The 21,754-nt window shown below is 65.2% G+C and carries 22 protein-coding genes; 10 read left to right on the forward strand and 12 right to left on the reverse strand.

Going from position 1 to position 21,754, the window contains the following annotated elements; genetic code table 11:
* Position 1: 1 nt before the first annotated feature.
* The 4 genes from ACH82I_RS14505 (at position 2) to ACH82I_RS14520 (ending at position 3,911) form a co-directional block, all read left to right on the forward strand.
* Entirely contained in the window at positions 2 to 604 is a 603-nt protein-coding gene (locus tag ACH82I_RS14505) for a LytR C-terminal domain-containing protein (protein WP_230744560.1), read from the forward strand.
* Positions 605 to 1,021: 417 nt separating this feature from the next.
* Positions 1,022 to 1,225 (forward strand): cold-shock protein, encoded by a 204-nt coding sequence (locus ACH82I_RS14510; RefSeq protein WP_167950127.1) that lies wholly within the window; start codon positions 1,022 to 1,024, stop codon positions 1,223 to 1,225.
* A gap of 476 nt (positions 1,226 to 1,701) precedes the next feature.
* Complete coding sequence (groL, locus tag ACH82I_RS14515; protein WP_413333598.1) at positions 1,702 to 3,339, forward strand: chaperonin GroEL; 1,638 nt, start codon at positions 1,702 to 1,704, stop codon at positions 3,337 to 3,339.
* A gap of 188 nt (positions 3,340 to 3,527) precedes the next feature.
* The gene (locus tag ACH82I_RS14520; protein ID WP_230744562.1) at positions 3,528 to 3,911 is read left to right on the forward strand and encodes a nuclear transport factor 2 family protein; all 384 of its coding nucleotides are present in this window, start codon (positions 3,528 to 3,530) and stop codon (positions 3,909 to 3,911) included.
* Between the two features lie 29 nt (positions 3,912 to 3,940).
* Here ACH82I_RS14520 and ACH82I_RS14525 read toward each other — a convergent pair whose 3' ends face one another.
* The gene (locus ACH82I_RS14525) at positions 3,941 to 4,711 is read right to left on the reverse strand and encodes a DUF1707 SHOCT-like domain-containing protein (RefSeq protein WP_413333600.1); all 771 of its coding nucleotides are present in this window, start codon (positions 4,709 to 4,711) and stop codon (positions 3,941 to 3,943) included.
* 151 nt (positions 4,712 to 4,862) lie between these two features.
* Here ACH82I_RS14525 and ACH82I_RS14530 point away from each other — a divergent pair, with 151 nt between their 5' ends.
* From ACH82I_RS14530 to ACH82I_RS14540, 3 genes are all read left to right on the forward strand, one after another.
* Complete coding sequence (locus ACH82I_RS14530) at positions 4,863 to 5,612, forward strand: sulfite exporter TauE/SafE family protein (RefSeq protein WP_230744565.1); 750 nt, start codon at positions 4,863 to 4,865, stop codon at positions 5,610 to 5,612.
* A gap of 166 nt (positions 5,613 to 5,778) precedes the next feature.
* Complete coding sequence (locus ACH82I_RS14535) at positions 5,779 to 6,603, forward strand: hypothetical protein (RefSeq protein ID WP_230744566.1); 825 nt, start codon at positions 5,779 to 5,781, stop codon at positions 6,601 to 6,603.
* A complete protein-coding gene (locus ACH82I_RS14540) occupies positions 6,603 to 6,815 on the forward strand; it encodes an RNA-binding S4 domain-containing protein (RefSeq protein ID WP_230744568.1) in 213 nt (70 codons plus the stop codon). The genes ACH82I_RS14535 and ACH82I_RS14540 overlap by 1 nt, the downstream gene beginning before the upstream one ends.
* 158 nt (positions 6,816 to 6,973) lie before the next feature.
* On the opposite strand, the gene pspAB is transcribed toward ACH82I_RS14540, so the two are convergent.
* The 10 genes from pspAB to ACH82I_RS14590 all read right to left on the reverse strand — a co-directional run bounded on the left by pspAB (position 6,974) and on the right by ACH82I_RS14590 (position 16,660).
* Positions 6,974 to 7,582 (reverse strand): PspA-associated protein PspAB, encoded by a 609-nt coding sequence (gene pspAB, locus ACH82I_RS14545; RefSeq protein ID WP_413333603.1) that lies wholly within the window; start codon positions 7,580 to 7,582, stop codon positions 6,974 to 6,976.
* Between the two features lie 48 nt (positions 7,583 to 7,630).
* Positions 7,631 to 8,542 carry a zinc metalloprotease HtpX gene (gene htpX, locus ACH82I_RS14550; RefSeq protein ID WP_413333605.1) on the reverse strand — a complete coding sequence of 304 codons (912 nt, stop codon included), beginning with the start codon at positions 8,540 to 8,542 and terminating at the stop codon, positions 7,631 to 7,633.
* Positions 8,543 to 8,629: 87 nt separating this feature from the next.
* Positions 8,630 to 8,914 carry a PspA-associated protein PspAA gene (pspAA, locus tag ACH82I_RS14555; protein ID WP_230744571.1) on the reverse strand — a complete coding sequence of 95 codons (285 nt, stop codon included), beginning with the start codon at positions 8,912 to 8,914 and terminating at the stop codon, positions 8,630 to 8,632.
* On the reverse strand, positions 8,911 to 9,660 hold the full coding sequence (locus ACH82I_RS14560) for a PspA/IM30 family protein (RefSeq protein ID WP_230744573.1): 750 nt from the start codon (positions 9,658 to 9,660) through the stop codon (positions 8,911 to 8,913). The genes pspAA and ACH82I_RS14560 overlap by 4 nt, the downstream gene beginning before the upstream one ends.
* Positions 9,661 to 9,837: 177 nt before the next feature.
* Positions 9,838 to 10,125 (reverse strand): WXG100 family type VII secretion target, encoded by a 288-nt coding sequence (locus ACH82I_RS14565; RefSeq protein WP_230744575.1) that lies wholly within the window; start codon positions 10,123 to 10,125, stop codon positions 9,838 to 9,840.
* 270 nt (positions 10,126 to 10,395) lie between these two features.
* Entirely contained in the window at positions 10,396 to 12,498 is a 2,103-nt protein-coding gene (locus ACH82I_RS14570; RefSeq protein WP_413333607.1) for a S1C family serine protease, read from the reverse strand.
* Complete coding sequence (locus ACH82I_RS14575) at positions 12,495 to 14,342, reverse strand: sensor histidine kinase (protein ID WP_413333609.1); 1,848 nt, start codon at positions 14,340 to 14,342, stop codon at positions 12,495 to 12,497. The genes ACH82I_RS14570 and ACH82I_RS14575 overlap by 4 nt, the downstream gene beginning before the upstream one ends.
* 30 nt (positions 14,343 to 14,372) lie before the next feature.
* A complete protein-coding gene (locus ACH82I_RS14580; protein WP_413333611.1) occupies positions 14,373 to 15,131 on the reverse strand; it encodes a response regulator transcription factor in 759 nt (252 codons plus the stop codon).
* Positions 15,132 to 15,341: 210 nt separating this feature from the next.
* Positions 15,342 to 16,070: a hypothetical protein gene (locus tag ACH82I_RS14585; RefSeq protein ID WP_413333613.1), complete on the reverse strand. Its 729-nt coding sequence runs from the start codon at positions 16,068 to 16,070 to the stop codon at positions 15,342 to 15,344.
* Positions 16,070 to 16,660 (reverse strand): CGNR zinc finger domain-containing protein, encoded by a 591-nt coding sequence (locus ACH82I_RS14590; protein WP_413333615.1) that lies wholly within the window; start codon positions 16,658 to 16,660, stop codon positions 16,070 to 16,072. The genes ACH82I_RS14585 and ACH82I_RS14590 overlap by 1 nt, the downstream gene beginning before the upstream one ends.
* Before the next feature lie 207 nt (positions 16,661 to 16,867).
* Here ACH82I_RS14590 and ACH82I_RS14595 point away from each other — a divergent pair, with 207 nt between their 5' ends.
* Together ACH82I_RS14595 and ACH82I_RS14600 are read left to right on the forward strand one after the other, a co-directional pair.
* The gene (locus ACH82I_RS14595; protein ID WP_413333616.1) at positions 16,868 to 17,836 is read left to right on the forward strand and encodes an EamA family transporter; all 969 of its coding nucleotides are present in this window, start codon (positions 16,868 to 16,870) and stop codon (positions 17,834 to 17,836) included.
* 92 nt (positions 17,837 to 17,928) lie between these two features.
* A complete protein-coding gene (locus tag ACH82I_RS14600) occupies positions 17,929 to 19,608 on the forward strand; it encodes an ABC-F family ATP-binding cassette domain-containing protein (protein WP_413333618.1) in 1,680 nt (559 codons plus the stop codon).
* A 142-nt stretch (positions 19,609 to 19,750) separates the two neighbouring features.
* Here ACH82I_RS14600 and ACH82I_RS14605 read toward each other — a convergent pair whose 3' ends face one another.
* Positions 19,751 to 20,920, reverse strand: coding sequence for an acyl-CoA dehydrogenase family protein (locus tag ACH82I_RS14605; RefSeq protein WP_413333620.1), 1,170 nt, complete (start codon positions 20,918 to 20,920; stop codon positions 19,751 to 19,753).
* An 81-nt stretch (positions 20,921 to 21,001) separates the two neighbouring features.
* Between ACH82I_RS14605 and ACH82I_RS14610 the strand changes: the two genes are divergently transcribed.
* The gene (locus ACH82I_RS14610) at positions 21,002 to 21,700 is read left to right on the forward strand and encodes a FadR/GntR family transcriptional regulator (RefSeq protein ID WP_413333622.1); all 699 of its coding nucleotides are present in this window, start codon (positions 21,002 to 21,004) and stop codon (positions 21,698 to 21,700) included.
* The last annotated feature ends 54 nt before the right edge of the window (positions 21,701 to 21,754 follow it).

Raw genomic sequence — 21,754 nt, forward strand, 5'->3', positions numbered from 1 at the left:
CATGACAGACGAATTCGACGAGATCGAGCCCGGTCGTCGCACCGGCGCACACCGCCAGGAATCGGCGGCCCATTCGAATATCGGTGCCATCACGCTGGTCATCGTCCTGGCGCTCGTCGCCGTGCTGCTTGTCGTCGCGGCCATCAACATCATCTTCTCCTCGATGGGCAACCCCGAGTCGAAGGTGGCCGATCCTCCAGCGGAGGAGACCAGCTCGGCGGAGCCTTCGCCGAGTGAGAGCGAGGTCAGCGTCGCCGACGACTCGATCACGGTCGATGTGCTCAACGGCTCCGGCAAGTCCGGTGTGGCCAAGAAGTTCTCCGAGGTCGTCGAGGAGAAGGGCTGGAAACTCGGTCAGGTCGGCAACTACTCGACCGGACTGACCACCTCGACCGTCTACTACTCCGGTGAGGACAACGCCTCGCAGGCGAAGCTCGTCGCCGAGTCACTGGGCATCGACGCCACCGAAGCCTCCGAGGACTTCGACGCCGACGTCACCGTGGTGATCTGCTCCGATAAGGCCGACAGCGATCCCGGTTCCGGGGGCAGCGGCTCGACCGAGGAGTCCTCCACGAGCGAGGGCGCGGGCACCGCCGAAGGCTGAGCGCTGAGCGGGACTCGAGGTGCTGCCGAGCGATCGGCGCATTTTCGGGGAGTAGATTCTTCCGTTCAGCATGGATTCGAATCTCTGCAACGTCGGTTCCCTGATGCGCATCGGTGATCCGAGCAGTGAGTTCGGGGTGCGACAACCGAGGTGAACGGGCCGGGAAACGTCATATAACGAATTCATAACAGTGCAGAGCGCCTGAAAGTCAGGTGCAGTGCTGGGGTAGAGTTGCACCAGCTAGGCAAGCACAGCACCTTGTGTTCTATTCGTGCTTCACCGAGATCATTCTCCAGAGGTCAATGAGAGAAATCGCGGGGTCGGTTGAGTTTTACTAGCGTCCGCATCCCTGCGCGCGGTCAACCGGCCGCGGTCTTGATGCGGGATGTCAATGACACTGCACTGTATGGAGAAGTAATGGCACAAGGTACCGTCAAGTGGTTCAACGCCGAAAAGGGCTATGGATTCATCACCCTGGAAGGCAACAACCAGGACGTGTTCGTTCACTGGAGCGCAATCCAGATGGACGGCTACCGCTCTCTCGAAGAGGGCCAGCAGGTCGAGTTCGAAGTTGGAGAAGGACAAAAGGGTCCTCAGGCGGAATCCGTCACCCTCCTCTGAGGCTCGTTCGCGTCAGCAAACAGTCTTCTGATCCGCTGCGGCGGGCATCGATCTCGGTCGAGGCTCTTCCGCGCGGGGAAAGCGCCAGGCAGTCCGCTGCCTGGCGCTTTTCAGTTGCCGCCGCGCGTGGTGTCTGCATGCCGCACCGCCTCCGCACGAGGCGCACACACTCTTCTCATCGACGTGACCGTTCACCCCGTGCGGTGTCATTTCGCGCTGAGCCGAACCAGCACCCGATCGCCGAGGTTGCGGGGATCGGGAACGATGGGCCGCCTCGGCGGGGGTCGTCATATTTGCACTCGCATGGGGAGAGTGCTAAATCTAGTACTGGTGAAAGCCGTTGGGATTCCCATCGGTCGTCTCGAGAGCGTGGTCCCTGTGTGGAATGGAACATGCGGACACACTCTCTGCCGTCGCGGGCGCTGACGACTGCTCTGGATTCCCACTCCACTCCATCAGGGAGGATCTAAGCCACTATGGCAAAGATGATTGCATTCGACGAAGAAGCTCGTCGGGGACTCGAAGCTGGCCTCAACCAGCTCGCGGACGCGGTCAAGGTGACCCTTGGACCCCGTGGCCGCAATGTCGTGCTCGAAAAGCAGTGGGGCGCTCCCACCATCACCAACGATGGTGTCTCCATTGCCAAGGAGATCGAACTCGAGGATCCCTACGAGAAGATCGGCGCCGAGCTCGTCAAGGAAGTCGCCAAGAAGACCGACGACGTCGCAGGTGACGGAACCACCACCGCTACCGTTCTGGCTCAGGCACTCGTCCGCGAGGGTCTGCGCAACGTGGCAGCCGGTGCTGATCCGCTCAGCCTCAAGCGCGGCATCGAGAAGGCCGTCGAGGCCGTCACCGGTGTCCTGCTGGGCAACGCCATCGACATCGAGACCAAGGAGCAGATCGCTGCGACCGCAGGCATCTCCGCAGGGGATCCCGCGATCGGCGAACTGATCGCCGAGGCCATCGACAAGGTCGGCAAGGAAGGCGTCGTCACCGTCGAGGAGTCCAACACCTTCGGACTCGAGCTCGAACTGACCGAGGGTATGCGCTTCGACAAGGGCTACATCTCCGGTTACTTCGTGACCGACACCGATCGCCAGGAAGCTGTCCTTGAGGATCCCTACATCCTCATCGTCAACTCCAAGATCTCGAACGTGAAGGATCTGCTGCCCGTCCTCGAGAAGGTCCAGCAGTCCAACAAGCCGCTGTTCATCATCGCCGAAGACGTCGAGGGCGAAGCCCTCGCCGTGCTGGTGCTGAACAAGATCCGCGGCACCTTCAAGTCCGTGGCCGTCAAGGCTCCCGGATTCGGAGACCGCCGTAAGGCTCAGCTGGCCGACATCGCCATCCTCACCGGTGGTCAGGTCGTGTCCGAGGAAGTCGGGCTCAAGCTCGACAACGTCACCACCGACCTCCTGGGCACCGCCCGCAAGGTCGTCATCACCAAGGACGAGACCACCATCGTCGAAGGTGCCGGAGACGCCGAGGAGATCGCCGGACGGGTCGCACAGATCCGCGCCGAGATCGAGAACTCGGACTCGGACTACGACCGTGAGAAGCTGCAGGAGCGCCTGGCCAAGCTGGCCGGCGGTGTTGCGGTCATCAAGGCCGGTGCTGCCACCGAGGTCGAGCTCAAGGAAACCAAGCACCGCATCGAAGATGCCGTGCGCAACGCCAAGGCTGCTGTGGAAGAGGGAATCGTCGCCGGTGGCGGCGTCGCCTTGATCCAGGCGGGCAAGGCCGCATTCGCCGATCTCGCCCTGACCGGCGACGAGGCGACCGGTGCCAACATCGTCAAGGTTGCCATCGAGGCCCCGCTCAAGCAGATCGCCACGAACGCCGGCCTCGAAGCCGGTGTGGTTGCCGACAAGGTCGCCAACCTCGAAGCCGGATTCGGTCTCAACGCCGCAACCGGTGACTACGAGGATCTGCTGGCCGCCGGCATCAACGACCCGGTCAAGGTGACCCGCTCTGCCCTGCAGAACGCCGCCTCGATCGCTGGTCTGTTCCTCACCACCGAGTCGGTCGTCGCCGACAAGCCTGAGAAGGCCGCACCAGGTGCTGACGCAGCTGCTGCCGGTATGGACGGAATGGGCGGAATGGGCTTCTGATCTGAAGTCCCTCTCGCTCAACGAGCCGTGCCGGTGCCCACAAGGGTGCCGGCACGGCTCTTTTCGTACCCGATCCGTTCGCCATTCCGTTCGCCGATCCGTTCGCCGAGGCGGGCGCGGAGCCCGGACCACTTGTGACCTGCTCGGCCCCATTGTGGCGTCAGGTGTGCCCGTCTACGCTGGGTGCCATGACCTTCACCGGCACCGATTCCTGCGGAAACAGCCCCAAGAACGTGTTCGTCGCCCGGTTCGAGGAGAACCTTTTCACCGGCGATCGTGATGCCCTCGCCGAGGTGGTCGCCGAGGACTGCGTCCTCCAGATCGTGAGCGAGGATGGACTCGACACCTATACCGGGCGGGAGGAGGTCGTGGAGGCCCTGCTGGGGGTGGTCGAGCGTCGTCCGGAGGCCGGTCACCTCGAAGCAGCCATCACCCACGGCAAAGCGGCCGCGGCCTGGGGGCACTGGAAAGACGATGCCGCCAGCGAGAATCTGCGCTTTTTCTCCCACACCTTCTGGTTTCAGACCCACAAGGCTGAAGCCTTCGCGCAGATCAGGGTCTTCGGGCCCTAGGCGAATTGACGCCTCGGCAGTGACTTCACTCAGTCCCAGGGATTCCCACGGCGTCGCCGGCGTTCCCAGCGCCGCCTGCGCATCTCATCTCGTGACGAGCTGTGAGTGCCCGGCGAATACGGCGGCTCCAGCGGATGCGGGGGCTGCAGTCCATGGCCGAAGCCGTCCGTGTCCACCTCGCCGTCCCGCTGGGTCTGCTCGAGTTCGCGCTGTGCTTCTGCATCGCCGAGGTGGGCCCGGGCCCGCTGTGTGAGCTCGCGTCTGCGATTGCGGATGATCTCGTCCTTGTGGGAGATCCGGGAGATCGCCCCGAGGAGCATCGGGATGATGATGAAGATCGGCCAGAAGAAGATGAACTGACTGCTGACGATGGAGGAGAAGGCCCAGATGCCGATCGTCACCCCGGCGGGCCCGGCGATGAGTCCGAGCAGTGATTGGCGAACTCGGTCCTTGTAGTACTTCTGTGCGGCGGCCTCGATCTGTTCGGGTGTGATCGGGATCCGGTCTGACTCGAGGCGGGCGAGTGCCTGGGCGCGGGCCGTGGAGCTGAGCTCGCTCGGTTCCTGGTCGTCGACGTAGACGACGATGAGATCCTGGACGAGGTCCGGGACCTCTCCCAGGGTCTTCAGACGTCCGGCCGCTTCAATGCGTTCGTCGAATTCCTCGGCATCGATCTGCCCCAGTGCGTAGGCCTCCGAGAGTACATCGGTAACCACGGCCCGGTCCGCGTCGGAGGCGCGCATCTGGGCGTGAGCGCGCGGATCCGCGCTGAATCGCGACCAGAGGGGACGGCTGTTCATGCCTCTTACTGTAACCCCGCTCAGGGTAGGTGAGCTCGACGGAGGCCGAGCTCACCCGATCTGTCGGGTTTTCCCCCAAGTTGCAAGAGCTCTGCTTCGGACAGCAAGAGCTCTGCCCGGGCCGGGAAGGGCCTCAACTAGACTCGAGCGTGTGGAACCCGTCGTCGTGCTCATTCTCTTCGCAGTGCTCATCGGCGCACTCTCCCAACGGGTCACGGGAATGGGCTTCGGCCTCGTCAGCGGCCCCTTCCTCGTCCTGCTCCTCGACCCGGTCTCCGGTGTCGTGCTGGTCAACGTCTGCGGCATCGTCGCCAGCGGCACCGTGTTCCTGCGCACCTGGCGCGAGGTCGAATGGGGCTCGTTCTGGCAGCTGGCGCTCGGCGCAGTCATCGGCACCCTGCCCGGTGCTCTGCTCGCTGTAGTCCTTCCGGCAGCCCCGCTGCAGATTCTCATCGGTCTGCTCATCATCGGATCCCTCACGAGTTCGATGCTCATCGGCCGAACCGGGACCAGCATACCCGCGAACTTCGCCACGAAATTCACTGCGGGAGCGCTCTCGGGCACGATGTCGGCAGCCGCGGGAGCCGGCGGTCCCGCGGTCAGCGCCTACGCCGTCCTCACCGGATGGGGTCAACGATCCTTTGCGGCGACCCTGCAGCCGTTCCTCGTGGTGGGAACCGCCTCGGCGATCGTGGTGAAGATGCTCTTCGCCGAGGCTGCCTGGCCGCAGCTGGAGATGCCCACGTGGATCGGCATCGCCGTGGTCATCGCGGTCGGTCTGATGGGAGGCGACTGGCTGTCGAAGCGGTTGGACGCGGCAGCGGCGCGGATCGGCATGCTCGTCCTCGCCTTCGGCGGTGGGATCGCCGCACTCGTCAAGGGGCTCATCAGCCTCGGCTGAAGGACTCAGCAGCCTCGGCTGAAGGGCCCATCGGCCTCGACTGAGGAGTTCACTGGTCCGGGGCGAAGGGAGCTGTGCTGAGCGGATCCGGAAGCTGAGTTCAGAGCCTTGCCAGATTACTCGGGCATACTGGATCAAGAGTCTTTTTGCTGGGGAGGCATAGATCGTGGGATACATATTCCTGTTGATACTCATCGTGCTCGGAGCCGTCTTCTTCATCGGTCACCGCAAGGAGAAGGCGCGACAGAGAGAGATTCTCGCCACCGAGCTCCAACAGGTGAAGAAGACCGCCGAGGAGGATGTCACCTCCTTCGGCGAGGAAGTCGCCGAACTCGATATCCTCACGGCCGGAGTCGAACTCGACACCGGCGGTTCGCAGGACTATAAGCAGGCGCTCGACTCCTACGATGTCGCCAAGGAGACCCTGGAGAAGGTCGATGAGCCTGCCGACATCCGCCACGTCACCGAGGCGCTCGAGGACGGCCGCTATGCCGCGAAGTGCGTGCGCGCTCGGATCGAGGGCAAGCCGCTTCCCGTGCGTCGCCCCCCATGCTTCTTCAATCCTCAGCACGGTCCCTCGGTCGAAGACATCGACTGGGCCCCGGCCGGCGGTCAGCTGCGCCCCGTGCCGGTCTGCGCCGCCGATGCCGAGCGCGTGGCCGTCGGTGCCGAGCCCGCCGTGCGCAAGGTCGTGACCGCCGACGGCCACACCCGCCGCGCCTATTGGGAGGCCGGTCCTGCCTACGCCGAATACAACCGCGGCTACTTCAACTCCTACGCCGGTTCGGGGCTGCTCCCCGGCGTGCTCATGGGCGCGATGCTCTTCGGCGGAATGGGCGGCGGCTGGGACGGCGCCTACGGTGCTGACGCCGCGTCCGGTGCCGACGGCGGTGGAGACATCGGCGGGGGCGACGGCGGCGGCGATATGGGCGGTGGAGACGGCGGCGGCCTCTTCGGCGGCGACGGCTTCGACCTGGGCGACCTGTTCTGATGGAGACCATCGAGATCCGCGGCGAATCGATCAAGCTCGGTCAGCTCCTCAAACTCCACGGGGTCGCCGAACACGGAGCCATGGCCAAGGACATGATCGCCGACGGTGAGGTCACCGTCAACGGCACGGTCGAGACCCGCCGAGGTGCGACGATCCGTCCCGGCGACCGCGTCGAAGCCCTGGGCGAAGTCATCGAGGTGGCCACCGAGTAGAGCGCGTCCGGGTCGAGGGCCGGAACAGCTGAGAATGACATGAAGGAGGGCGTCCCCGCGGGGACGCCCTCCTTCGTGTTTCATGGTGCCGAAATCGGCGGCGGTGCCATTCCCCATTCCCAGTGACGGGATGGCCAGGCGCCGGGCGGCTCCGGTCCTCAGTCCCGTTCGGCGTCCCGTTCGGCCGCGGGGGAGTCGTTGAGCCCCGGGGCATCCCACAGGGCCGACCAGTTCGAGGTGTCCTCCTCGAACGGCAGCTCATTCGAAAGCACTCCGCGGACCTGGATCTCGAGCGGATTGTCCCGCTGCTTCGGCCCCGACTGCACGAAGGGATAGAAGGTTCCGCGCTTGTACTGGTAGACCAGGGCCATCCGCCGCCCGTCAGGGTTGGCGAAGTACACGGTCGTGCACAGCAGCATTGTGTCGAAGCCCTGACTGACCAGCGCCGAGTTCACGGCGTGGATGTTCGTGACCAGGTTGACCACCTCGGCGTCGGCATCGGAGACGACCTGCCAGGTGTAGCCGAACCCGTCGTTCTCCTGTCGCACCGAGGCGGACGGGTCGGAGCCGATAAGCGCGACGCTCTCGGACTCGGCCGATCGGAATGCCGCGCCTTCGACCTGGCGGAAGGCCACGGCACCGACTCCGGTGGGGACGAATCCCGTGGCGGCCTGCAGGGTCAGCGCGGCCGGCGGCAGCGCAAAGAGATCGTCGAGATTGGCCCGCTTCGGTTTGGACCGTCCGAGAAGTGCATCGAAGAAACCCATGGAACTCCTAGTCGAGGGTGGTGAAGCTGCGCGCGGTGGCGCGAAAGGTCACTCGGGGCGCGAGAGCTGTGCGGAGATCTTCGCGAGCTGCTCGAGTCGCTTGTCGAGTGAAGGGTGGGTGGAGAAGAGCTGGCCGAAGCTCGCCTTGGCGTTGACGGCCGGGATGAGGGCTAGGTGATTCGCCGAGGCGCTGGCACGCAGGTCCTTCTCCGGGATCTTGTTCATGTCCCCGCTCAGCTTCGTCAGCGCCGAGGCCAGGGTGGACGGGGCGCCGGTGAGGATTGCGGCGGCACGGTCGGCGGCGAGCTCACGGTAGCGCGAGAGGCTGCGGATGAGGACAAACGAGAGTCCGTACACGACGGCTCCGACGAGTAGGAACAGCAGCTGGATCGGAACGCCGTTGTTATTGTTGTTCGACCGTCCGAAGCTCATGTAGTAGCCAGCCCGCATCATTAGGGCCGCGACTACGCCGGTGACTCCGGCGACAGTCATGACGGTGACGTCGCGGTGGGCGACGTGGGAGAGCTCGTGTGCGAGGACGACCTCGACCTCGTCGCGGTCGAGCTTCTCCAACAGTCCCCGGGTGACGCAGACGACCGAACGCTCGGGGGAGCGGCCGGTGGCGAAGGCATTGGGGATCGGTGAGCTCGAGACCGCGACCCGCGGTTTCGTCGAATCCGCGAGCTGGCAGAGTCGGTCGACCATGGTGTGCAGCTCCGGTGCCTCCTGCGGGGTCACTTCTCTGCCGCCCATGGCGCGCATCGCGATCTTGTCCGAGAAGTACCACTGGAAGAAGAAGGCACCGACGCTGACGACCACGGCGAAGATGACCCCGCCGAGGCTCTGACCGAACATCCACCAGATCGCGAGGATGAGGATGACGTAGATGAGCCCGTTGAGGAAGATGGTCCAACCCATGCGCATGGTCAGTCCGTTGTCTTTGACGAAGCGATTCTTCATCGTGATTCCTCTCTGGGTGGTGCAGTTCCGGCCCACTGCCACGATCGGTGGCAATGGGCCGGGGTCATCGTCATCGTAATGTTGCGGTCAGGCCGGGTCCGGAATGAAGCCCTCGCCGGTGAGCAGTTCCGCGATCTCCGCCAGGGTGGCATCGACGAAGGGAACGACGACGTCGGACGAGCCGAGGTAGTCATCGGCAACCGGCTTGCCATTGCTCACGACGTAGTCGTGGAAGGCATTCAGAGCGGTGCGTGCACCCTCCTCGTCGCCGGCGGTGACGGCGTCTTCGACCTGGTTGTCGTAGCGCTGGAGCAGATCCTGATCCACCTCGGCGACGTCGAACTGGCCCTCGCCCATGATGCGGATGATCATTGCTGATCCTCGCCTTCGAGCGACTTCTGGTCCTTGCCTTCGGAACCGGCGGGCAGCGATTCGCGCATCCGGCTGAGCTCCATCTCCACGTCGCTGTCGCTCGAGAGCGCATCGAGCTGGGCGCTGATGTCGTCCTTCGAGGAACCGGTGACGTCCTCGAGGGCGCCCGAGGCGATGAGTTCGTCGACGGCTCCGGCGCGGGCCTGCAGGGAGGCGGTCTTGTCCTCGGCGCGCTGCACGGCGAGTCCGACATCGCCGAGCTCCTCGGAGATGCCGGTGAAGGCCTCGCCGATCTTCGACTGCGCCTCGGCGGCGTTGTAGGTGGCCTTGAGGGTCTCCTTCTTGGTGCGGAAGGCATCGACCTTGGCCTGCAGACGCTGCGAGGCCATGGTCAGCTTCTGCTCCTCACCCTGCAGTCCCTCGTGCTGGCTCTGTAGGTCGGTGATCTGCTGGGAGAGTCCCGACTTGCGGGTCAGGGCCTCGCGAGCGAGATCCTCGCGGCCGATCTCCATGGCCTTCTGAGCCTGCCCGGTGAGCTTGTTCTGCTGCTGCTCGAGCTGGTTCATCTGCAGTTCGAGCCGCTTGCGGCTGGTGGCGACATCGGCAACACCGCGGCGGACCTTCTGCAGCAGTTCGAGCTGCTTCTGGTAGGAATAATCGAGGGTTTCGTTGGGGTTCTCGGCTTTGTCCAGGGCCTTATTGGCCTTGGCGCCGAAGATCGTCGCGATCCTTTGGAAGATGCTCATCCGTAGTCGACTCCTGCATTGGTTTGACCCGACGCTGCGAGGCCGATCCTCCCACACCCGGAGATTCCCGGCCGGCAACGTCGCGAACTATCGCTATCAGCCTACTAACAAAGGCTGATAGTTTGCCAGATGCCGACCTCGAATACGAGCAGACGATGCAGGTGAGGCTGGGCATTCTCAGGGTGCGAAGAGGCGAGCGTTCGCGGCCTCCACTTCCGAGTACTGCTTGCCCGCGGTGTTGAGCGCCCCCTGGATGGATCCGAGGGACTCGAAGAGCTGCTTGTTCGCACCTTCCCACTGGCTGACGACGGTCTGGAAGTTCTGCGCCGCACCGCCCGTCCAGCATTCCTGCAGCGCGAGGAGGTTGCGGGTCATCGTATTGGCCTCGGCGCTGATGTTCTGGGCGGTGTTGGCCGTCGCACTGGCGGCGGATTGGACGCGTTCGGCGTCGACCTCGAAACTCATGACTGCTCCTGTTCGTTGGGATCGTCTGCAGCGCAATCACATGGGGTATCGTCTGCAGCGGAACCGTCGCCGAGGTGGGGCGGCGGAGGTCCCAGCATCGACCGTTCCCGGTGTCTGAGACAAGAGCAGAGAAGCGGGGTGTGGACGGCGCTTGGCCGTCCACACCCCGTCTGCACACGAGTGGACTCGCAATCCACAGCCCGCGGCACGTGAGTGGCGGATGTCCGGATCGCTGTCGCACTCAGGCGGTCGGCGATCCTGATCCGTGCATCACTGCAGCACGAGACTCACATCGAGCTTCTGCTCCTGACCGCCGCGGATGACGGTGAACTCGACGGGTGAGTTCACCGGCTGGGCTCGCACCAGTGCCCGCAGCGCGATCGCATTGTTGACCTTGGTGTCGCCGACCGCGACGATGTCGTCGCCGTCCTTGAACCCGGCTTTTTCGGCGGGCGACCCGGACTGGATCGACTGCACCTTCGCACTGCCGCGGGTGATTCCGCCGCTGTTGATCTGTCCATCGGTGAGCGTGATGCCGAGGAACGGATGCTGGGCCTTGCCGTTCGCGATGAGCTGATCGGCGATCATCACCGCCTGCGAGGCGGGGATCGCGAAGCCGATGCCGATCGAGCCGGACTGCTGGCCTTCACCGGCCTGGCTCAGCGAAGCTGCGGCCGAGTTGACGCCGATGAAGCTGCCGTTGCCGTCGACGAGCGGTCCGCCCGAGTTGCCCGGGTTGATCGCGGCATCGGTCTGGATGGCGTTCGTGATCGTCATCTCCTTCTCCTGGGAGGTGGCGTCCTCGCCGATGTTCTCGGTGGACACCGGACGATCGAGCGCCGAGACGATGCCTGTGGTCACCGAGTCGGCGAGGCCGAGCGGGTTGCCCAGGGCCATCACCGGATCGCCCACGCTCAGCTTCTTCGAGTCACCCACCGGCAGCGGCTTCGTCCCGTCGGGCACCTGCTCGACCTTGATGATCGCGATGTCCGTCGAGGGATCGCGGCCGACGATCTCGGCCTTCGTCGTCTCCCCGTTCTTCATCGTCACGGTGATCTCACCGGCTGGAGTGTCGGCCGGGGCGACGACGTGGTTGTTCGTGATGACATGGCCCTGATCGTCGTAGAGCGAGCCTGAGCCGAGTCCTTGGACCTGACCGCTGGTGCCGACCTGGATCGACACCACGCTCTCGGAGGTCTGCTTGGCGACCTCGGTCCAGTCCGGTGTCTCGATGGTCTGGTCGGCGACTTTGCGGGGCTCATCGCCCTGCAGCGCGGAGACCGCATAGCTGCCGCCGAACGCGGCACCACCGCCGAGGAGAGCGGCCACCAGGGCGATGGCAATCGTCGCACCCCAGCCGGGTCCTCGCTTCTCCCGCCGAGTCGGGGCCTGACCCCCGTAGGGTCCCTGCCCGTTGTAGTAATCCTGGGTCCCGTAGCCGGGCTGCCCGCCCGGGGCGCCCTGGCCTTGGGCACCGTAACCGGGGGCTCCTTGGCTCCCGACGTAGGCTCCCTGGCTGCCGACATAGGGGCCCTGGTTGCCGGGGCTGCTGGTGTTTCCGGGGGCACCGGGACCGCTCGTCCCGCCGGGTGCGGCGTAGGCGGCGGAGTAGTTCTGGCTGCCCGTCGAGCCTGGGTAGCCTGATGAGTTCGGGTATCCGGGTGAGGACTGCGGCTGCCCGTTCGAGTATCCCGCCTGACTGTCGGGGGAGGGGCGGCTGCCTCCGTACGGTTGCCCGGTCGCCGCCGCGGCACCCGCCGCCGCGGCACCGGCACCGGCGCTGTGCCGCCTCGGCGTGGGCTGGCCCTGAGGTTGCTGCGCCTGAGACTGGGGTCCCTGAGACTGTGGTGGCTGGGCCGGGGACGGTTGTGCCTGAGGCTGCTGGCCCTGAGACTGCGGTTGCTGCGAATATGACTGCGACGTCTGTGCCTGCGGAGGCTGACCGGGAGCTCTGTCCACAGGGTTGGGCGCGTAAGTGGGGTGGACTCGGGGCTGTTCGACGGTGGAATCTCGCTCCGGCGATCCGCCCTGGTTCTGCCCGAAGTTCCGACCCGATGGCTGCTGAGGCTGATTCTGCACGCTCGGGCGCTGTGCGGGAGCGATCGGAGGGCTCACCCGAGCAGGACCGTTCGATCCGGCGGGGAAGGTGCGCGGAATCTCGGTGCTGCGGCGATTCTCGGCTCCTGAACGCCGTGAGTCGGACGTGCCTCGCGCCCCCTCGGCGGAATTGCGGGTCGATTCGGACGAACCGCGGGTCGATTCGGAAGAGGAGCGTGAACCTTGGCCCGGGGACGTGCGAGACTCCTGTTCCCCGCGGCGGTCCCGCCCCGCCGGAGTGTCTCCCTGATTGTGCGGGTCGTTGTTCTCGCTCATCGCTCTTCCTTTCGTGCCTCAGGAGCGTTGTCATCTGTTTCGGAAATGGGCAGATCGATGCGGAAAGTCGCGCCGCCGCCCGGTGTCTCGTGCACGGAGATCGCGCCGTGGTGGTTCTCCACGATCGCCTTGACGATGGAGAGTCCGAGTCCCGAGCCGCCGGTGTCTCGGGTCCGGGAGACATCAAGTCGATAGAACCGCTCGAAGATCCGCGGGACCACCTCGGGGTCGATTCCGTCTCCGTGGTCTCTGACCTCGAAGCGGACGCGGCCATTGGGGAAGCCGCGCAGCGAATCATCCACGGAGATCGATCCCGCGGCGGTGACATCGGGGACGATGCCCGTCGGTTCCTGGGCGTCGTTCTGGTCGTTGCCGGACGAATCGCCTCGGCGGAAGATGCGGACTCCGCCGGTGACGAAGCCGCGTTCCCGGGTCTTCTCCTTGGCCCCGTTCTTCCCGGTCTGGCCCTTTGCGCCCTGACCTCTGCCGGTCTGACCCTTGCCACCGGAATCGCTGTCCTCGGAGGAGTCGGCCGAGCCGGCACCCTCCTCGGCGGGGGATCCGACGACACCGACGGCGAATTCGATCGCGGTGTGTTCGGGGGTGTGGCGCACGGCGTTCCCGGCGAGGTTGACGATGACCTGGCGGATCTTCGATTCGGATCCGCGGATCGGCGGAACCGGCCGGGCATCCTCGCCGTCGAGGCCGACGAAGCTGATGTCACGGTCGGGGGCCTGGGCGGCGGCATCGGCGGCGGCGTCGCGGACGACCCTGTGCAGGTCGATGGGGCCGATCTCGGCGGGTCGCTGCTCGTCCAGTCGGGCGAGGACCACGAGATCGTCGACGAGCACGCCCATCCGCTTGGCTTCGGACTCCATCCGCTCCATCGCATTGGCGACGTCATCGGATTTCGTGATCGCCCCCTGCCGGTAGAGCTCGGCGTAGCCGCGGATCGTCACCAACGGTGTGCGCAGCTCATGCGAGGCGTCGGAGACGAATTGGCGGATGCGCTTCTCTGATCGGGTCTGCCCGTCGAAGGAGTCCTCGATCCGCCCGAGCATCGCATTCAGCGCCGAGGACAGCCGCCCGAGCTCGGTGTTGCGCGGGTAGCTGGGCACACGCTGACTGAGATCGCCGGCGGCGATCCGCGAGGCGGTCTTCTCGATGTCGCGCAAAGGCCGGAAGGTGTTGTTGATCGCCCAGTAGCCGACCCCGGCGACCATCGCCAGGGCGAGCAGGCCGATGCCGATCATGGTGTTGCGGGCACGCTCGTTGATGTTGTCGATCTCGCGGTCGAAGGGCACCGCGATGGACACGAGCACATCGGTGTTCTGCACCTTCATGGCGCGGGCCCGCCATTGGGAGTTCGTCCCGGCCACGGTGAACGGCTGACCGCTGCGCGCATAGACCTCGGACTCGTCGATCGTCGGCAGGATCGGCTGGTTCTGCGGTTCCGGGGCCACCGGGTCGCTGATCGGCTTCCCGTCTGTGTCGTAGAACTGCACGTAGAAGCCGCCGGGCAGCAGGCTCTTGAGCTCATCCCAGGAGTTCGAGTCGATCGTCGTCTCGGATGAGCCACCGGAGTCCTCGGAGTCCTTGTCTCCGGACTGCAGCTCCGCCGGTTGGAACACATCCTGATAGGCCTGCTTCGCCAGGGTCTCCGAGGCGGAGATGAGCCGCTCGTCGGTGCGTTGGACCAGGCTGTCGCGGAGGTTCTCAAGCACCCATGCGCTCGTCCCGGAGAGGACGAGCAGCATGAGGAGCATCATGATGGCCAGCAGTTTGGTGGTCAGCGACCATTCTTCCCAGAAGCCGGGCCGGGTGGGACGGGTTTGTTTTGCCACGTGAGTAATCTACCGCCCGAGCTTGGGCGACTACTTGGATTCCGGTGTACGCAGCATGTAGCCGACACCGCGCTTGGTCTGGATCATCGGCGTCCATTCCAGTTCGACGGGGTGGCCGGCGGCATCCGTCTCCGGGGTGACGTCGATCTTGCGGCGCAGGTAGGAGATGTAGGACTCGACGATGCCGGTGTCCCCGCCGAAGTCGTATTCCCACACGTGGTCGAGGATCTGCGACTTCGAGAGCACCCGGTTCGTATTCAGCATGAGGTAGCGCAGCAGCTTGAACTCGGTGGGGGAGAGGTCGATGAGGATGCCGGAGCGGCGCACCTCATGCGTATCATCGTCGAGCTCGAGATCGCCGGCGACGATGACCGCATTCTCTTCGTCCTCGAGGCTGCGGGTGCGGCGGAGGACGGCGCGGATGCGGGCGACGACCTCTTCGAGGCTGAAGGGCTTGGTCACGTAGTCGTCGCCGCCGACGGTCAGGCCGGTGATCTTGTCCGAGGTGTCATCCCGCGCGGTGAGGAACACGACCGGCGAGTTCATGCCGATCTGACGCAGGCGACGGGTGACGGTGAAGCCGTCCATGTCGGGCAGCATCACGTCGAGGACGAGGAGGTCGGGGCTGGTCTGCTCGGCCAGGCGCAGGGCCTCCGCGCCGTTGGCGGCGGAGACGACGTCGAATCCGGCGAAGCGGAGACTGGTCGAGAGGAGTTCGCGGATATTGGGCTCATCGTCGACCACGAGGAGTGTGGCTTCGATGTCGGTGTCGTTCTGTGCTGTAGTCATGCCACCAGTCTGGAGGTCATGTCTGGGAGTTTCTCGGGTGTTACCTGAACGCGATTGTGAGCTGTGTCACTGGAAAACTCTCAGGAAAGTCGATTCGGGGTCGAAGTCCCGCATGCGCTCTCAGGAACGAAAGGCATTTTTCAGGAGAATAGGTGGCTGTGCTCAGGTCAAGCCCAGGAATGTTCGCCGAGGCGGCTGTGCGTTGTCGGGTCATGGCCAGAATGGCGGGTTAGGGGGCTGCGGGACAGGGGGAGGTGCGGAGCGCCGGTGGCCGACGGTGAAGCGCAGGACCCGTTCGGGCCGACGGCGGTCGTACTGCACTTGTCCCATCGTGCCGAGCATCGAAGGAGGCTGCGCCACGAGATGACGGGCCCAGCGGGCTCGCCCGGACTCGTCCGCGAAGCGGATGACGGTGAGGCTCGGCGCTGCACCTCGGGGCATCGCCCCCGACCAGTAGTCGACGACGACTGCTTCGGCGAGGCCGATGTGCGAGCGGGGTGGACGATCGAGAATCCGATAGCGGGCCCTCCGAAAGGCCAGCAGCGAGACGCCGCAGAGGGCGATGCCGGCAGCGATGGACACGACCCACCAGATCGGGTCCGCTTCGATCATCGCGGGAAAGAAGCCGAGCCCCAGGCCGCCGCCGACGCCGAGCGCTCCCAGCTGGTATCGGAAGAAGCGCGTGAGGCTGCCGCCGGTCCGATGCCGGCCGAGCGCGATCCGGACGAGCAGGTGGCTGACGGCGACGAAGGCGCCGGAGGTGAGGAGCGCGAGGGCGAGGAAGAGCAGGGTCGAACTCAGGGGCTCGCTGGGGACGGTTGTCAGTAAGGCCAACGCGGTGATGGCGCAGCCTGCGGCCATGCTCGTCGTGGTGAGGATTCCGGCGAGGCCGGCAGCGAACTTCGTCCCGCCGGTGATCCGCAGCGGCTGCAGCGACATCAGTCGGATTCGGTCTGGCGGGCACGGAACGCGGCAACGTGGGTGCGATTGGCGCAGTTGCCGGTGTCGCAGAACCGCTTCGAGCGGTTGCGGCTGAAGTCGGCGAGATAGGCCCGGCAGTCTGCAGCGGCGCACCGTCCCAGGCGGTTGAGGTCATCGGAGCGGATGAGGTCGATGAGCACGAGGGCGACGTCGGCGGCGACCCTGTCGGCCAGGCTCGCGGACTCCCCCGTCGCATGCAGGTGCCAGTCCCAGTGATCGTGGATGACCAATTGCGGCACCGAACCGGAGTCTCGCAGTGTGAGGTTGATCTCATCGACGACCGCTCGCACGCCGACATCGGACTCCTCGTCGGTGTCGGCATCGATGCTCTGATCGAGCGCCGAAGCGAAACGCGAGCGCAGTCGCCGGGTCTCTTCGACGTCCTGACGGGTCGCGCGGAGCGGGCCGGAGAAGTCATGCCGCGCCGCGAATTCGCGGAGTCGGGCGGTCGTTGTCAGCTGATCTCCCTCCTCGGCGATCGAGCCTGCCGTGTTGAGCAGGTCGACGAGCATGATGAGGTTCGACCGGATGTCGTAGGCAAAAGTCATGGCGGGAACCATTGTGGCACACAATGTAAGCACCAAAATACACTTGACTCATTTCACAGGCGTGGGAAATACTGATCACAGGCCACGGACGTGCACGAATTCGCGTTCTGCGGGCCACCTCGGCGAGGTGCTCTCCTCGTCTCCGATCCATCCATCACAACTCACCGCCATCACACCGAACCACCCAACGCCTTCAGGAGGTCGAGAATGAGTCGTACCGTCGTCATGGGGTTTCTCCTCACACTTGCCTCCGCGTTCTTCTTCGCGGTCTCCGGCCCGATCGCGAAGACGATGTACGCGATCGGGTGGACGCCGGGCTCCGTCGTGCTCATCCGCCTCGCGGGTTCGGCGATCCTGCTGCTCATCCCCAGCCTCATCGCGCTGCACGGCCGCTGGGGCGAGGTGCGCAGGAACTGGAAGACCGTGCTCACCTACGGGCTGGTCTCGATGGCCGGGGTCCAGGGCTTCTACTTCGTCGCCGTCGAACACCTCACCGTGGCCGTGGCGCTGCTGCTCGAGATGACCGCGCCGATGCTCATCGTGTTCTGGATCTGGGCCAGGACCCGCACGCGGCCGGCGACCGTGACCTTCATCGGGGTCGTGGTCTCGCTCATCGGGCTCGTCCTCGTGCTCAATCTCCGCGGCGCGTCGATCAGCATCTTCGGCGTGGTCATGGCGATGGCCGCGGCGGTCTGCCTGGCCAGCTATTTCCTCGTCTCGGCGAAGGACTCGATCAGCATTCCGCCGGTCGCCCTGACCGGCCTGGGAATGGGTGTGGGCGCCCTGACCATGGCAATCATCGTGCTCGTCGGGATCATGCCCTCGGGCGTGGTCAGCGCCGACGTGGACTTCGGCGGAATCAGGATGTCTTGGATCGTGCCGATGTCGATGATCGTCCTCTTCACCGTCGGCGCCTACATCACCGGCATCCTCGGACTGCGCTACATCGGCGCGACCGTGGGATCCTTTGTCAACCTCATCGAGGTGCCGTTCTCCGTCATCGTCGCCTGGCTCGTGCTCTTCGAGATGCCCGCGCCTATCCAGCTCTTCGGCGGCGTGTTCATCCTCGGCGGAGTCGGCTTCATCAAATGGGGCGAGGCCAGGCTGGCTCGCCGCGTCGCCCGGCGCCAGGTCGTCGCGCGATCCGGCGCCGAAGCCTCCCTCATTACTACCTGACGGGGGCCCAGCAACCTGGCGCCACGTAGCTGGGCACCCGTCAGGTAGTTCGGGGCGTACTCGGTGACGAGAAGCGTTGATAGGTTGTCTCTATGGGCCATATAGAGATCAATGACGTCTCGTACACACTCGCCGATGGCCGACCTCTCCTCTGCTCCGTCTCCTTCCGTGTCGGGGACGGGGCCAAGTCCGCGCTCATCGGTGCCAACGGCGCTGGGAAGACCACCCTGCTCAGGCTGCTGACCGGGGAGATCACCCCGGACGAAGGCGCCGTCTCCCACACCGGCAGCGTCGGCCTGATGCGCCAGTTCATCACCGCCGCCACCGTCGCCGAGGCGCTCGAAGAGGTGGCACCGCAGCGCATCCGGAAGGCGGCCGCTCAGGTCCGCCGGGCCGAGGAGCGTCTGCTCGGGCCCGACGGCGACTCGACGAACGTGCAGATGGCCTACGCCGCCGCGCTCGGGCAGTGGGGTGAAGTCGGAGGCTACGAGGCGGAGGTGCTGTGGGACACCTGCACCACCTCGGCGCTGGGAATGTCCTTCGATCGCTGCCGGGACCGGTCGACTCAGACCCTGTCCGGAGGGGAGCAGAAGCGGCTCATCCTCGAGGCCCTGCTGCGCGGCGGTGATGATGTCCTCGTCCTCGACGAACCGGACAACTTCCTCGACGTTCCCGGCAAACGGTGGCTGGAGGACCAGCTGCGGGACACGGACAAGTCCGTCCTTTTCGTCTCCCACGATCGCGAGCTGCTGGCCAGGGCCGCCTCGGAGATCATCACCCTCGAACTCTCCGCCGCCGGGAACACCGCCTGGACTCACCCGGGCGGCTTCGAAAGCTACCACGCGGCCCGACAGTCCCGGTTCGACCGCCTCGAGGAGCTGCGCAAGCGGTGGGACGAGGAGCATGCGAAGCTGCGCGCGCTGGTGCAGATGTACAAGCAGAAGGCCGCGTACAACTCGGACATGACGTCTCGGTATCGGGCGGCGCAGACCAGACTCGAGCGCTTCGAGATCGCCGGGCCGCCCGAGGCGATGCCGCGTGAGCAGAACCTGGGCATGCGTCTGAGCGGCGGGCGGACCGGGAAGATCGCCATCCGCGCCCATGGACTCGAACTGACGGATCTCATGCTGCCCTTCGACCTCGAGGTCCACTACGGGGACCGGGTCGCGGTGCTCGGTTCGAACGGCTCGGGCAAGTCCCACTTCCTGCGCCTGCTCGCCGCCAGCGGCACCGACCCGGAGCCGGAGCACCGACCGGTCTCCGATGTCGAGATCGCTCCGGTCGAGCATGCGGGGCGGGTGAAGCTGGGGGCCAGAGTCCGTCCGGGCTGGTTCGCACAGACACACGGCCGACCGGACCTGCACGGTCGCACTCTGCTCGACATCCTCCATCGCGGGGACGAGCATCGCAACGGTCTTCCCCGGGAACCGGCCTCACGGGCGCTCGCCCGCTATGAGCTTGCGGGAGCGGCCGAGCAGACCTTCGACTCGCTCTCGGGCGGGCAGCAGGCGCGCGTGCAGATCCTCCTGCTCGAACTGGCCGGGGCGACCCTGCTGCTCCTCGACGAACCGACGGACAACCTCGACCTCGTCTCTGCCGAAGCCCTGCAGGATGCGCTGGCCGCCTTCGACGGCACGGTACTGGCCGTCACCCACGACCGCTGGTTCGCCCGGGACTTCGACCGATTCCTCGTCTTCGGATCCGACGGCGAGGTCTTTGAGTCGACGACCCCGGTGTGGGATGAGGGGCGCGTGGTGCGCAATCGCTGGTGAGTCTCCCAGAACTACCTGACGGGGGCCCAGCTACGTGGCGCCACGTTGCTAGGCCCCCGTCAGGTAGTAGTTAGAAGGGAGTCAGCGCACCTCGATGTCGTAGCCGTAGCCCTGCTCGGTGAGGAAACGGCGACGGAATTGTTCAGTAGCTGCGAGGTAGTCCGAGGACCTTGGTGCCGAGGTAGTTGAGGACCATCTCCTGGCTGACGGGGGCGATTTTCATCAGACGGACCTCACGCAGATACCGACCGATGTGGTACTCCTCGGAGTACCCCATTCCTCCGTGAACCTGGACAGCCCTGTCGGCGGCATCGACTCCGGCCTCGGCGCACAGGTACTTCGCGGTGTTCGCTTCCCGGCCGCTGGGCAGACCCTGATCGTAGGTCCAGGTAGCTTTGCGCAATGCGAGTTCGGCGGCATCGAGCTTGGCGAGGGAGTCAGCGAGAGGAAACTGTAGGCCTTGGTTCATCCCGATAGGACGGTCGAAGACGACGCGCTCGTTCGCGTATTTCGCAGCCTTGGCTAAAGCGGCACGGCCGATTCCCAGCGCTTCGGCGGCGATGAGCATGCGCTCGGGATTGAGCCCGTCGAGGAGGTATTTGAAGCCTTCGCCTTCCGCGCCGACCCGATGGGCCTCGGGGATCACCAGATTGTCGATCACGAGTTCATTGGAGGTAACGGCATTGCGGCCGATCTTCCGTATCGGCGTGATCTGCACATGCTCGCGGTCGAGATCGGTGAAGAAGAGTGTCAGTCCGTCGGTCGGTCGGTCGACGTCCTCGCGTTTCGTTGTTCTGGCCAGGAGCAGGATCTTGTCGGATTCCATTGCCTTGGAGATCCACACCTTACGGCCGTTGACGAAGTATTCGGCGCCTCGGCGCTGGGCGAAGGTCGTCACCCGGGTAGTGTCGAGACCGGCGTCCGGCTCAGTGACGCCGAAGCACACATGGATCTTCCCCTCGGCGATCTGCGGAAGATTGGCCTTCTTGAGCTCATCGCTGCCATGCTTGATCACAGGGTGGAGGCCGAAGATCGTCATGTGGATCGCGCTGGCCGCATTCATTGCGCCTCCGGCCGCCGCGACGGATTCAAGGAGCAGTGTCGCTTCGGTGATACCCAGTCCGTGTCCGCCGAATTCCGTGGGAGTCGTCAGGCCGAGCCAGCCCTTCTCTGCGAGGAGATTGTAGAACTCGATGGGGAACTCGTGGTCGGCGTCCTTCGCCGCCCAGTATTCGTCGTCGAAATGACTGACGATCTCCTCGGCCGCCTCTCGAATCATCAGCTGGTCGTCAGTCAGTGCGAAATCCGCCATGCCCGTCTCCTTTGAACGCATTTAATGGTAGTACCAATATAGAATGTATCGTACGCCGTCGCCCAGCGCCAGGGGAGCCCATTGGACACCACCGAAACCGCCCGATTCGTCACTGCTCTGCGCTCGAGGATCCTCGCCGGAGAGCTGCCGGACGGAGCGCGGCTCGAGTCCGAGCGCGAGCTGGCCCTGCGCCACGGGCTGAGTCGGACCACCATTCGTGCCGGTCTCCAGACGCTGGAGGCCTCGGGGCTCATCTCACGGCGAGTGGGCCGTGCAGGCGGCAGCTTCGTGTCGCTGCCGACAGGAGATTCCGTCGCCAACTCGCTTCAGCTGGTCATCGGGGCCGGCGGCATCTCCGGTCCGGACCTCATGGAGACACGTCTGGCGATCGAGCCGATGTGCGCCGAACTTGCTGCCGAACGGATGGGGAAGGACGGACTCTCTGAGCTCTCGGACATTCAGTCCGAGATGGTCTCGGCAATGCGCGTTGTCGGAAATCCTTCAAACCGTCAGCGGTTTTTGACGGCGAATGCCAGGTTTCACCTGCGGATCGCCTATGGCAGCGGGAACGCGGCTTTGGCGGCGATCCTCCGCGGCCTCATCGACCCGATCGAGAAACTGATTGACGACCCCGAGACCCTCGGTGAAACTCAGCTCCGCGAGCTGGTCCGGGCTCACGAGGCGATATGCTCCGCACTCCAGGACCGGAATGGTCCGCGAGCGCGCGCGGTCATGCGCAAGCACCTGCAGGCACATCTCGCCCTCACTGGCCGCTATTGAACAGGCCTTCCTGCGGCAGGCGGGCTGGATCGGGGTCTCTGCTTGCTCAACTCT

The organism is Brevibacterium sp. GP-SGM9 (assembly GCF_047300845.1).
Taxonomy (GTDB): Bacteria; Actinomycetota; Actinomycetes; order Actinomycetales; family Brevibacteriaceae; genus Brevibacterium.